The following is a 12,820-nucleotide window of genomic DNA, read 5'->3' as shown; positions in this document are numbered from 1 at the left end:
AGAAACATATGACTTTAAGACGTTCTTTTTAGTTTTGGACGGCTTTCGTAGAATAATATTCTTCAAGGGTAATTTCGTGGCCCATGATGGTTTGGGCAATTGGTTTGCCTACATAACGAAGGTGCCATGGTTCATATTTATAACCAGTAACCGATTCCTTGCCTTTAGGGTATCGGATTATGAAGCCATGATCCGCGGCATGTGCCTGCAGCCATTTTGCTTCTTTAGTACCTCCAAAGCAATCCTCCGCCGCGCATTTACCATTTCCTCCTGTCACATCAATGGCAAGGCCCGTTTCATGCTCACTTGTTCCAGGTAATGCACTGTACGTAATTGCTTTGGCATACCCATCCCTTTTTACATAATAATCAAACAGGGCAACTTGTGTAGCATGTGATCTGTAAGCAGATACACCGAGAAGACTTATCCCCTGCCTCTTGGATTCCGCAAATAATTCACTAATGGCAACTGCTGCTTCACTGCGCATTTTTCTCTTTTCTGTCTTTTCTATGAAAGTGAACGGTATCGTCGTATACACTAAGTCTTTAGGAACATAGTTTTCTGGTAACTTATTTTTTTTATTGACTAGCACTGGTATGCTTTCAGGCTTTGCAACAACCTGAATGGCGTCAGATGAAGGATTTGATACCTTCACATATTTGCTGTTAACATAACCTGTTTGACCTTTTATGCTAACCTTTAGCCATCCGTTTGCCTCTTTCCCGATAACTTTTAGCTTTGTGCCCTGACTAACGGTGGTTATGATTTTATTGGCAGTAGATGGACCTGTGCGGACATTCAGGTTTGCACTTGCTGTATATATTTTAGTTGCTGAAGAGTTTGATATTTTCACATATTGGCTGCTGACATAGCCTGTTTGACCTTTTAAGCTTACTTTTAGCCATCCGTTTGCCTCTTTTCCCATTACCGTTAGCTTTGTGCCTTGTTTTACGGTCGTTATGATTTTATTGGCAGTGGAAGGACCTGTGCGGACGTTCAGGTTTGCACTTGCTGTATAGGTTACAGTGGCTGCTTTGGCTACACTTGGGGCTAACTCCTTAATGGTTGCCTGGTTAAAGCCAATTAAACCGACAAATAAAACAATGAAAGTAAGACATATTACTTTATTTCGTTTTGTCATATAGAACACCTCAACATCAGGTTATATTTTTAAGCGAAAAATGTCACTGGTATATTGTACTATTTAATTATGTTGGTTAATAAATACAATTTCCCGCATTATCGTCTGCCAACTAGAACATCAACCCTAAATATCATTCTATATAATCGCTCTATTCTGCCCATCATTTCTGCCTGGCTGTTAACACCCATATGGTCCATCCGTTACTTTGATATTCTTCGAGATCTCATGAAAAGTCATGGGATGGGATGCAGCTTGTATGGTATGGAGTTCTGTCTAAATCGTTACCTTACCCATTCTTTGTTACAAGCCGCTTTCTATATGGTAGCCCAAATGTGAGTCCACTCAGTTATATGCCAATGTGGTTATCCTTGTTCCTTAACCTTTCCCTTTATACCATAAGAAAAGGAGCTGATGATCAGCTCCCGAGATTGATATGGATCACTCTTTAGTTGAGAAGGTTATCCTTCAATTAGTCATTACCTTCTAATTTTGCCCACGCGATCTTAGCTTCCATTTGGATGTAATTGATATTGGTCCAATCCTGTTTCTAGGTAGCTTACTTCGCAATGAGCTAATGAATGAAATGATCATTTCATTCATTAGCTCTATATAAACTTTATACTATACTCAGACTGGAAAGTTTCTCCAACTCCAAGCCTATTCACGCCAAACTTCTCCTTCAAATTCCCCGATGTATTATGCGTGTCCGCAATGCCATACCACGGCTCAATGCAAACAAACGGTGCCATAGTACCATCTGAATCGACATGTTTTGACCAAATCCCTACAAAAGGAAAGTCATTGTGACTTACTTGGACGCCATGACCCGATTTATTGGATGTGAGTGTCGTGAGATCCATATTGCTGTATACAAGCGCATCATTTGCAAATAAGGACCTTGTGAGCGGTATCGTTTCAGTATTGTTAACAGCAGCTTTTTCGTGGATAAGAGAATCTTTTAACTCGTATTCAAGCGGATTCTTGTTCTTAGCTGAGGTCAACTTAAGACTGTAGTCATGAATCGTTTCATTCTCTAAGAGCGGAATCTTAAATGCCGGATGCGCTCCAATGGAAAAATACATTTCTTCCTTGCTTTTATTCTCTATCTTCCAACGAACGCTGAGTGAATCCTCTTTAAGTGAATAATGAATAGTGGATTTAAATTCGTATGGATAAACATCGATGAAACGTCCAGCAGACTCAAACACAAAAGACGCGCTATCTGTTGTCAGCTTTTCAACCATGAACTTAACGTCTCGCAGAAAGCCATGCTGTGACATCTTGTAGGTCAGACCATCAAGGTGATACTGATCTTCCTTTAAACGCCCTACTATCGGAAATAGAACCGGAGACACGCGTCCCCAGTATGTGCTATCCCCTGTCCACATGTAGTTTAGTTCATTTTTCTTATGCTTCACTTCACGTACCTCTGCACCGTTGCTTACTATTCCTACCTCTAACCAATCATTTTCAATTACAATCATGTCTAATCCCTCTCATCTTTCTGGATTTCGTTCTATGTAATCCAAAGTGACTGGAAAACGCCATCCAAATGATGACGGCGTTTCCTCTAATTATGGTGCATACATTCATAGAAAATGATGCACTTTTTAAATCCGCTGCTGTCGAAAGTTGGAGAAGTACTTCATTATCTACTATTGTATAAATTTATTCTTCCATATACAATTCTTCCCCCCTTATTTTAGGCTTTAGCTGTATAACGGGGGCATTAGAGAATTTCAGCAGCTTCTTCATCAAGTAATAAAAAAGAATTTTCGTGTTTTTTTAAAATGGTTCCAGGTAATGCTGTTGTAACTGACTTTTCAATTAGCTTTTTTACTATCTCTCTTTTTCTACTGCCATTTACTTGGAGCATCACTAATTTAGCATCTAAAAATTGCCGGCAGCCTAATGTAATCCCTTTTGAGAGTTCTTTAGCTTCAGTGAAATACTTCTGACCTACTGCCTTCGTAGTATTATCAAGGTCTACAACATGGCTAGACAATTCGAATGATATGCCTGGCTCGTTCAAGGCAAGGTGACCGTTCATGCCTAAGCCTAAAATACATACATTGATCGGACCATGCTCTTCTATATATTTATCTGTTTTTTTGCATTCTCCTTCTAAGTCTTCTGCTTTAGCATCGAAAAAATGAATATTTTCCTGATTAATATTCAAAACATCGAAAAATTCTGAATATAGATAATGCTGGCAACTTCCTTCGTCATGGCGATCCATACCTACCCATTCATCGAGCCCGACAAATTTGCAATTAGAAAAATCAACTCTTTTATGTTTTGCTTCCTGAACTAAATAGCGCAATGTTCCAGTTGGCGTACTTCCAGCGGCAATACACAATAATGCATCCGGTTTTTCGTTCACTGCTTTAATGATCATCTCTGCAGATTGCTTGGACATTTCACTATAATCTTTAAATACACAAACTTCCATTATTAATTTCCTCCTAAAGAATAATCATAGTTTCTGAACGGTCATATGCTCACTTACGCTTTAGTTATTGATTCCCTTTGAAAGAATTGGGGAAGGAATTGTTTATGTGCTTCCAACATCTCATCCAATATTTGTTTGGCAACTGTGTCGGATGGCACGAGTGGATTGATCGTCATTGCCAGAAGAGCTGTTTGATAGTTTCCGGTAATGGCCGCTTCACACGCTATTCTTTCGAATGATTTAATTTGTTGAACAAGTCCTCTTACTTGTATTGGTAGGTCACCTACTGTTAGTGGAACAGGGCCATGCTTCGTAATAACACAGTTTATCTCAACAGCAGACTCATCGGGAATGCTCGATAAGGCACCATTATTTCGGACATTTACCGTTTGGATATCACGCTTATCCGTGTGAATGGAGTGAATCAGCTGGACAGCTGCCTCACTATAGTATGCACCTCCACGGCCCTCCAATTGTTTCGGTTTAACAGCTAAGCTCTCATCTTTATATAACTCGAAAAGCTCGCTTTCAAGTTTTCGGACCACTTCTGCGCGTGTCCCCTCATGTTTAGCATCGTCCAGAAGTTGTCGAAGCATTTTATCCGTTTGATAATAATATCGATGGTATCCACTTGGGACGACACCAAGTCTTTCAATGAAATCAGGTTCCCAAGAAAGCGCAGCTATATTTTTCGGGGTTATCCCATCCTTTTCCCTTCCCCCCAGCATACTCATCACTTCTTTGGTTACTTCTTCACCATCGACATAAGCATGAAGACCAAATACCATATGGTTCAGGCCTGCATATTCGACATAGACTCTTTCAGAATCAACCTCTAACATTTTGGCAAGACCTTTAGTTGTACCGATCGGTCCGTTACAAAGTCCGACTACCTTCTTGATGTTGCTGTATCGAAGAACGGCCTCCGTTACCATACCTGCAGGATTCGTGAAATTAATTAACCAGGCATCCGGACATAAACACTCCATTTCCTTACATATTTCTAAAATTACTGGAATTGTACGCATTCCTTTGAATAAGCCGCCAGGACCATTTGTTTCTTGCCCGATCACACCATACTTTAATGGAATAGCCTCATCTTTCATGCGTGCGTCCAGCATCCCTACTCGCATTTGTGTCGTAACGAAATCGGCATCCTTTAACGCTTCTTTTCGATCTAATGTCAAATGGATTTCAATGGCTACACCCGCCTTTTCAACCATCCGTTTTGCTAAATTTCCGACAATTTCAAGCTTGGCTTTGCCTTCTTCTATATCTGCAAGCCAGATTTCGGTTACAGGCAATTCGTTATGTCGCTTAATAAATCCTTCAATTAATTCGGGCGTGTAGCTAGAACCTCCACCGATTGTTGCAATTTTGATTCCTTGTTTCATAAAGTCATCTCCACATCACGATTGATTTTTTCGTTCATATCGCTTTCTTCTCTATATTTTTGCTTATCCCAAATCCTAAAAAAAGGATAATATATGACTAAAGCTATTAAAATATTCACAATCTGCATAACGGCTCCTGAAATTTTACCACCTGTAGCTAAGTACCCGCTGATGATAGGAGGAGTGGTCCAAGGTAACGCAATGCCTACAGGTCGTGCAACCAACCCTGTCTTCATGGCAAAATACGTAACAATAACCAATATGATCGGTGTCATGAAAAATGGAATGAATAGATACGGGTTCAACACGATTGGTACACCGAAAATTACAGGCTCGCTTATATTGAATACACTTGCTGGTGCGGCAACCCTGCCCAATTCCTTCATTTGTTGACTTTTGCTTCTCCAAAGCATCAGCATGACAATGGAAAACAGTGCGCCGGTACCTCCTATACAAATAAATAACTCATAAAATTGCTGAGTGAAAATATTCGGAATTTCTTTACCTACCTGAAATGCAGCTCGGTTCTCATCCATATTCTTAAGCCATATCGGAGTAGTGAAAGCACTTAAAATGGCATCGCCATGCAGTCCAACAGACCATAAAACACCAATTACCGATACGATTACAATCATCCCAAGCAAAGTTCCCCCGACATACTGCATAGGGATGCCTATTATGATAGAAACGATATTATTCATGCTTTCAAAAGGCGTAACTTCAATTAATAATCTAAGTCCCCAGATGACTAAGATCGTTATCGTTCCAGGAATTAGTGCCGAAAATGACTTCCATACAGCAGGAGGAACACTATCAGGCATCTTGATAACAAAATCTTTTTCATAGAAGAAACGATAAATTTCTGTGGAAAGAATACTAATAACTATGGCAACAAATAATCCTTGGCTGCCCAACTGAGCTGTAGGAAGAACTCCTCCAACTTCCAAAGCCTTTTGTGACCCTTCTGGCGTAAACATAACATGCTGCGGTACAGTTAACGCGAAGCAGACCATCGAAAAGACTCCGGTCATTACTGCATCGATGGTTCCGTACTTTTCAGCCAAACGGTATGCTATGCCAAACGAGACCAATAATGCCATAATGTCGTAGGTAACGCTTACAGGATAGGTTAATTTTGTCTGCCAGTTGCCTCCAAACATGTTCTCCATAAATTCTGGATAACCCGAAATAGGCAAGTAGGCGAGAATCAAGAAAAAAGATCCAATGATTAATAGTGGCATGGCCATAATCAGACCGTCTCTTACTGAAGAAAGATGACGTTGATTGGATATTTTGGAAGCGACAGGAGTGATTTTTTCATCCATGAAATTGTAAACATTCCTCATATATAGAACTCCCCTCATTCTTTTTTTATTAGGTTACTACTAACCTTTCAGCTTGTTTCAACACTTCTTCTCCGTTACACATGGCGTAATGCATTTGATTAATCAACTCTACTGGAATACCAACTTTTTCTCCTTTGGCTTTGAATTTGGTTAACATATAGCGGATTTGGGGACCCACTAAAACAACATCATATTTCTCGAATTCCTTCTCCGCCTTTTCTATATCCAAGGCTATGATTTCATAGTCCTTTCCCTGAGCTGCAGCAGCATCTTGCATTTTTTTTACGATGATACTGGTTGACATTCCAGCCGCACAAGATAATAAAATGTTCATTTCAAGTCACTCCCAATTTTAATTTTTATCTTTCTTTCATTTCTTTCAATTCTTTGTAAAGATAAATAAATTCTTCCGCTAAGTCTTTTACTGTGATAGCATTCATTAAATGATCTTGAGCATGAATCAGAATTAGAGAAATTTCAGTATTATTCCCCCCTGCTTCGTTTTGTATGAGATTTGTTTGTATTCGATGAGCAAGTGTTAACTCTTCTTTCGCTTTTTGAAGACTCTTTTTTGCTTGTTCGATCTCACCCGACTTTGCAAATTGAAGCGCTTCCATCGAATGACTCCGTGAATTGCCACCATGCAGGATCATTTGAAAACTAATCGGTAAACTTGCTTCCACATTGACTCAACCTTTCTCTTTAACGGAACATTTCTTGTTCCAAACTTGTTCTTCCATGTATCTACCCTACCAAGAAAACGTTTTCATCCATACACAAAAAACTTCCGTTATAATACGGAAGTTTCAGTTTGTAGACAAAAGGGGTTCGGAATTAAAAAATTCCGAACCCCTTTTGAAATTCCTTTGAAATTTTGACCAAAGGTTACGAGATTTGGGCTCTTCGAGCCACTATGTTAAGCCATTTTAGGACCTTGCCATGTCCAAGTGGCCATCTTCTTTACATTCATGGCAGCGAAAGTAAGCATCGCCTGCATCGACAATTTTTTAAGTCCCCTTAAAGTAGTCCAACGCATACCATGCTTTTCTTTTGCATCTGCGAATACACGCTCAATCGTTTCTTTGCGTTTCGCATATATAGGTTTTACCTCTTGATGATGACGCAGATGATCTGCTTCTTCCACATATGCTTGCCAGATATGCCGTGTCACTACTTTTTGATGGTCTTTGCTTTCCGTACACCGTGATAAAAATGAGCATGTTGCACAAATTTGTTTGGGCGATTTGTATTCGCGATAGCCCTCTTTATTTGTTGTTGAGTACTTTAAAGTTTCTCCCGAAGGGCAAAGGTAACAATCAAAGTGTTCATCGTAAACATAGTCATGTTTGCGAAAGAATCCTTCTTTTGTACGAGGACGTGTATAGGGTAAAGCAGGTGTGATTTCTTTGTTAAATAGGTAGCTTGTAATCGCTGGTGTTTTATAAGCTGCATCTGCGGCAACTGCTTCTGGTTTTCCAACTTTCTCAATCACTTGCTCAACAAGTGGCTCCAAAATATGACTGTCATGTGTATTACCAGGTGTTACAATCGTTCCCAATACAAAACCGTTGCCGTCTGCGGCCGCATGGAATGAATAGGCAAACTGTTTTGTTCGTTCATCTTTCACATAGTAGCCACTCTCAGGATCCGTAGTACTTTCTTTAATTGCTTTGGTTTCTTCCTTATCAAATTTATCTGGTGGAAAAGGCTTCTTTCCGTGGTTTTCACGATCTTGATTGATTTCTTCTTGAAGACGTCCTTGATACGCTCGTGTTTCTTTACGAACGATTTTCTTTTCAAATTTCCGTTTATTCGCACTGGCTTTCACATGTGTGGAATCCACGAAAACGTGTTCTACACTTATTAACTTTTTATTAGCAGCTGTCATTAAAATGCGACAGAAAATCTGTTCAAACAGGTCTGTATCTTTAAAGCGTCGCTCATAATTTTTTCCGAACGTAGAGAAATGAGGCACTTTATCATGGAAACCATAGCCTAAGAACCAACGATAAGCCATATTGGTTTCAACTTCTTCAATCGTTTTACGCATGGAACGAATACCGAAGGTATATTGAATGAAAGTCAGTTTAACTAAAATAACTGGATCAATACTTGGGCGTCCTACCTCTGAGTACATATCTTTCACCAAGTCATAAATGAAAGTGAAGTCAATGGCAGCCTCCATTTTACGAACCAAATGGTTCGGTGGCACCAGTTGATCTAAAGTAATCATTTCAAGTTGATCTCGCTGAATAGAATCATGTTTAGAAAGCATCCTCATCACCTCAAGTTTTAATCCTTCAATTTTAAAACAAAAATGACTCCAGTCAAAAGTGTTCTATCTAAAAGGTAAGACAAAGTTGATTGGAACGGAAGGTACGAGACTCCTGCGGGAAAAGCGCGTCTAGGGGAGACCCCGCAGGCAAAGCCGAGGAGGCTCCCCGACCGCCCGCGGAAAGCGAGTGCCTGGAGTGGAAATCAACGTCTAAATTGTACAGGCCATAAAAATAGACAAACTCGATTTTCATCGAGTTTGTCTACAGTCTGAAACTTCCGTTATAATACGGAAGTTTCAGTTTGTAGACAAAAGGGGGACGCCTGAATTTAAGAGATTAGAACTTTACGAGCCCACTATGTTGTACCGTGTTTTGGACCTTGCCCTGTCCAATAGTCCATCTTCTTTACAATCAAGGCAACGAATATTTTATTTCCAAGCGGTCCAACGCATACCATGCTTTACTTTTGAACCTTCCGAACACACGCTCAATCGTTTCGTTGCATAGACAAATTTCACCTCTTCCAGCTTCCCGTATATTATTTTATGATATGAATCTTGTTACTTTTGTCCTGACTGTATAAAAGTGCCGAAAATTCAGGCACAGTCCGGCAATTTGTTAATTTTTCAACAATATTTTTATCATTGATCATGGTATAGAGAAACTCATATAAGACTTGTAAATCCATTTCATTATTTTTCTTTATATTAAAAAAACAGATTAACTGAACCATTTCATTTCCCCATTTGATCGGTTTTTTTAGTGTACAAAAAGCTAAAAAGGTTTCATAACTAATATGTTTTAATGGGTGGGGGATCGCAATTAAATTACCATACGAAGTTGGTGAAGCCATCTCCCTTTCGATAACTAATTTCGTAATATCCGGGGAAGCGAGTTGTTTAGTAATAATTGTTTGACATATGGACTCAATTACTTCTTCTGGGCTGCTGAGCTCCATCTGTAGAAAAATTAAATCTTCTTTAATAAACTGTGCTATTTCACAATGATTTTTCGTATGGATTGCTTTCAATTTATTTTTAATGGCAATTATATCTTGTTCAGATAATATTGGACTTACCTTTATAAATGGGATCGGAAGCGCAGCATCAATTTGGATGGTGCTAACTATTAAATCGATCGTTTTCAAATCCATTTGTGATAGGGCATAATAACTTTGAACGCCTATAATCGTTAATCGGTCTCCTAAATGTTTATTTAGTCCATACTTCAACAACTGGGCGCTTCCAGTACCTGTAGAGCAAACCACTAAACATCGTATACGTGTGACATTGGCGTCCATACGCTGTAAGGCACCCTCTAAATGAATAGCCAGAAACCCTATTTCTTCGTCATTTATTTCAATTTTTAAACTATTATCAAGAGATTGGGCTGCTATTAGTGCCATCTCAAAGGAGAAAGGGTATTTTTCTTTAATCTCTTTCAGTATCGGGTTTCGTATATTCAATCCATACTCTAAGCGGTTTAACATCACTTTTATATGATTAAATAAACTAGTCCTTAATTCTGGATCTTCCCGAAAATCAATATTCATTTCCAAAAAAATTGCACAAAGCATATCGTCTATCACTTTGTTCATTTCCCTAATAGAGGACGTATCATTTTTTAACTCATTAGGAATGATCTTCTTTCCTAGTAAAAGAAGACATAGATATATACGTTCCGGCTCAGGTATTGTCACATTGAAAATCGATTCTATTTCTTTTAATAAATCAATCACGACGGAACTTGCAAGGGCCAGGGGAATTTCCCTGCTCTTCAGTTCATCTTTTCTAATATAAAGACCCTCGTTAATCCGCTTAATAGCAACAAGAAAATGAATCAGTACATCTTCAAAATCTCTGTCTGAAATATGTATGTTTCTATTAGGAGCGGCATTTAACACTAGATTTTTTAAGTCCCTAATTTGTTTCTCCGTAAAAGATTCTTTAAGTAATGTCTGCTTTGCCATGAAAGAATGGTTTATGTCTCTAATGAAACAATATTCAGAAATACAGGAACGATAATTAAACTCATCTCCCTCAATCTTAAGTCCAAAACTTGACTTGCTTGGTAGGGTCAACTTGTACACAGCCAGCTTTTCCCTTACATCCTTCATTAGTTTTTGAATGGTTGATTTACTGACATACATTTCCTCAGCTAAATCATCCTGCTTTACATAACCTTCAGCAAGAAGTAATCTCCTTAATAAAAAAAGAACTCTTTCTTCGGTATCACCTGGGACTTCCGTTTCCACTCCTTGCCTCTTTTGCTCTTCTTTGATAAACAGGTAGAACGTTTCAGGATCATTAATCTCCAACTTGTAACCAACGCTCCGAATAGAATGGATACATGCTCCATACTGTTTCACTATATCATTGAGCATCTTTATATCTTTCTGAATCGTTCTTGCCGAGACATTTGTTAATTTGGCAAGATGGTGACCAATGATTACATCGTCGTCCCGTTGCATCATGGATCTCAATATTTTGTATGACCTTGAATGCAAGTACATTACCTCCCTATCAATAAATTCCTGACTAAATTCTATTATAGTGATAAATAATTTTATATGACCTTAGAGGCCTAGTTTAACTTTTATATCTATATTGCGTAAAATAGCAAATAAAGGAATCTTCTGCTGGACAATCCAAAAAACCTAATCCGTAATTGGATTAGGTTTTTTACAAGTTGTTTGCTTCTTCTCTAGCTTAATTGGGGAACCAGCCAATCGGTTTTACATCGAGATTAATGTTGATTTGTTTAATTTCTTGGTATTCGTCTAAGCCGTATTTTCCTAAACTGCGTCCAATCCCGCTCTGTTTGTAACCGCCCCATGGGGCCTCGACAAATGTTGGATGATAATCATTTACCCATGTAATGCCCGCTCGTATTTTCTTGATTACACGCAGTGCTTTTGCCCCGTCGTTAGAGAAGACGCCTCCTGCTAGCCCGTAGTCTGTATCATTTGCCAGTTTAATAGCCTCTTCTTCATCTTTAAACTTTTGGATGACAACAACTGGACCAAAGATTTCCTCTTGAACGATGCGCATGTCAGTTGTTACATTGGTGAAGACAGTCGGTGCAAGGAAGAATCCTTTGTCAAGACCGTCATCAACGAGCCGGTAACCTCCTGTTGCAAGTGTCGCACCTTCCTGTTTGCCTATTTCAATATAATTTAAAATACTCTTCATTTGTGCTTCGCTTACTATCGCTCCCATATGGCTTCCTTGTGCAAGACCAGGTCCAACTTTAATTTTACTTGCGCGTTCCACAAAGCATTTTACATATTCAGCATACATGCTTTCTTCAACAAGAATGCGGCTACCTGACGAACATACTTGTCCTGCACCGAAGAAGATACCGAACAATCCGTAATCGACCGCTGTTTCTAAATCCGCATCCGCAAAAACGATGTTAGGTGATTTACCGCCAAGCTCAAGGGAAATTTTCTTTAAATTGCCTGCTGCCGCTTTCATGATCGAGCGGCCAACGTCTGTACTTCCTGTAAATGAAACCATGTCAACATCCTTGCTTTCGGCAATTGTTTGGCCTACGACAGTCCCGCGGCCCATCACCATATTGGCGACTCCTTTTGGGATGCCCGCTTCCTCTAAGATTTCAAACAGCTTCGTTGCTGTAACAGGTGTCACTTCTGCCGGTTTATACACTATCGTATTACCTGCCGCAAGGGCAGGTGCGATTTTCCATACACTCATTAGAAGAGGGAAGTTCCAAGGTACAATCAAACCAGCTACACCTACAGGCTCGCGAACGACCATAGCTTGTACGGGAGCGGGAACTTGGTATGTTTCCCCTTCTGGATGTTGAACCAAGCCGGCGTAGTAACGAAAACACGAAGCTGCATCGGCAATATCGAAAGCCGCCTCTGCTTTAAGTTTCCCGTTATCCATTGTTTCAAGAATCGTTAACTCTTCCGCACGTTCATCAATTTTATCTGCGATTTTATATAAATAGGAAGCACGCTCTTGTGCTGTAAGTCCTGACCAGACTCCGCTTTTGAATGTGTCTTTCGCAGCTGAGATGGCTAGTTCCGTTTCTTCCTTGGTCGCTCGCGGTGCCCTAGCGATGATTTCCTGTGTCGCAGGATTAATGACCGGAATTACTTCATTTGAAGATGAAGACTGCCACTCACCATTAATGTAATTTTTCAGTTCTAAAACTGCCGTTTCTATAATTGTCATGTTTTA

Annotated in this window: 10 protein-coding genes; all 10 read right to left on the bottom strand. The window is 39.5% G+C overall.

All coding sequences use genetic code 11. The features are described 5' to 3' along the window. Positions 1 to 28: 28 nt before the first annotated feature. The gene (locus MHI53_RS04720) at positions 29 to 1,141 is read right to left on the bottom strand and encodes a D-alanyl-D-alanine carboxypeptidase family protein (protein WP_061143332.1); all 1,113 of its coding nucleotides are present in this window, start codon (positions 1,139 to 1,141) and stop codon (positions 29 to 31) included. Positions 1,142 to 1,749: 608 nt separating this feature from the next. Next, entirely contained in the window at positions 1,750 to 2,628 is an 879-nt protein-coding gene (locus MHI53_RS04715) for an aldose 1-epimerase family protein (protein ID WP_340372888.1), read from the bottom strand. Between the two features lie 245 nt (positions 2,629 to 2,873). Further along, on the bottom strand, positions 2,874 to 3,596 hold the full coding sequence (locus tag MHI53_RS04710) for a glucosamine-6-phosphate deaminase (protein WP_340372887.1): 723 nt from the start codon (positions 3,594 to 3,596) through the stop codon (positions 2,874 to 2,876). A gap of 53 nt (positions 3,597 to 3,649) precedes the next feature. After that, on the bottom strand, positions 3,650 to 4,990 hold the full coding sequence (locus MHI53_RS04705) for a 6-phospho-beta-glucosidase (RefSeq protein WP_061143335.1): 1,341 nt from the start codon (positions 4,988 to 4,990) through the stop codon (positions 3,650 to 3,652). Further along, positions 4,987 to 6,315, bottom strand: a complete 1,329-nt coding sequence (gene celB, locus MHI53_RS04700; RefSeq protein ID WP_311316486.1) for a PTS cellobiose transporter subunit IIC — start codon at positions 6,313 to 6,315, stop codon at positions 4,987 to 4,989. Before celB ends, MHI53_RS04705 begins: the two co-directional genes overlap by 4 nt. Before the next feature lie 49 nt (positions 6,316 to 6,364). Next, on the bottom strand, positions 6,365 to 6,670 hold the full coding sequence (locus tag MHI53_RS04695) for a PTS sugar transporter subunit IIB (RefSeq protein ID WP_061143337.1): 306 nt from the start codon (positions 6,668 to 6,670) through the stop codon (positions 6,365 to 6,367). A 25-nt stretch (positions 6,671 to 6,695) separates the two neighbouring features. After that, on the bottom strand, positions 6,696 to 6,989 hold the full coding sequence (locus MHI53_RS04690) for a PTS lactose/cellobiose transporter subunit IIA (protein ID WP_155645533.1): 294 nt from the start codon (positions 6,987 to 6,989) through the stop codon (positions 6,696 to 6,698). A 263-nt stretch (positions 6,990 to 7,252) separates the two neighbouring features. Next, positions 7,253 to 8,611: an IS1182 family transposase gene (locus MHI53_RS04685; protein ID WP_340371729.1), complete on the bottom strand. Its 1,359-nt coding sequence runs from the start codon at positions 8,609 to 8,611 to the stop codon at positions 7,253 to 7,255. Positions 8,612 to 9,150: 539 nt separating this feature from the next. Further along, on the bottom strand, positions 9,151 to 11,124 hold the full coding sequence (locus tag MHI53_RS04680; RefSeq protein WP_340372886.1) for a BglG family transcription antiterminator: 1,974 nt from the start codon (positions 11,122 to 11,124) through the stop codon (positions 9,151 to 9,153). A 196-nt stretch (positions 11,125 to 11,320) separates the two neighbouring features. Then, positions 11,321 to 12,814 carry an aldehyde dehydrogenase family protein gene (locus MHI53_RS04675; RefSeq protein ID WP_100532656.1) on the bottom strand — a complete coding sequence of 498 codons (1,494 nt, stop codon included), beginning with the start codon at positions 12,812 to 12,814 and terminating at the stop codon, positions 11,321 to 11,323. Positions 12,815 to 12,820: the final 6 nt, after the last annotated feature.

The sequence above is a fragment of the Peribacillus sp. FSL E2-0218 genome, assembly GCF_037992945.1.
GTDB lineage: Bacteria > Bacillota > Bacilli > Bacillales > DSM-1321 > Peribacillus > Peribacillus simplex_B.
Note: the sequence above shows the minus strand (reverse complement) of the source record. Positions and strands in the feature narration are given on the sequence as shown.

What these genes read in the sequence shown, in the direction of transcription:
- MHI53_RS04710 (WP_340372887.1), bottom strand. Translation starts at nt 3,596, where the DNA reads ATGGAAGTTTGTGTATTTAAAGATTATAGTGAAATGTCCAAGCAATCT.
- MHI53_RS04680 (WP_340372886.1), bottom strand. Translation starts at nt 11,124, where the DNA reads ATGTACTTGCATTCAAGGTCATACAAAATATTGAGATCCATGATGCAA.
- MHI53_RS04695 (WP_061143337.1), bottom strand. Translation starts at nt 6,670, where the DNA reads ATGAACATTTTATTATCTTGTGCGGCTGGAATGTCAACCAGTATCATC.
- celB (WP_311316486.1), bottom strand. Translation starts at nt 6,315, where the DNA reads ATGGATGAAAAAATCACTCCTGTCGCTTCCAAAATATCCAATCAACGT.
- MHI53_RS04685 (WP_340371729.1), bottom strand. Translation starts at nt 8,611, where the DNA reads ATGCTTTCTAAACATGATTCTATTCAGCGAGATCAACTTGAAATGATT.
- MHI53_RS04720 (WP_061143332.1), bottom strand. Translation starts at nt 1,141, where the DNA reads ATGACAAAACGAAATAAAGTAATATGTCTTACTTTCATTGTTTTATTT.
- MHI53_RS04705 (WP_061143335.1), bottom strand. Translation starts at nt 4,990, where the DNA reads ATGAAACAAGGAATCAAAATTGCAACAATCGGTGGAGGTTCTAGCTAC.
- MHI53_RS04690 (WP_155645533.1), bottom strand. Translation starts at nt 6,989, where the DNA reads ATGATCCTGCATGGTGGCAATTCACGGAGTCATTCGATGGAAGCGCTT.
- MHI53_RS04675 (WP_100532656.1), bottom strand. Translation starts at nt 12,814, where the DNA reads ATGACAATTATAGAAACGGCAGTTTTAGAACTGAAAAATTACATTAAT.
- MHI53_RS04715 (WP_340372888.1), bottom strand. Translation starts at nt 2,628, where the DNA reads ATGATTGTAATTGAAAATGATTGGTTAGAGGTAGGAATAGTAAGCAAC.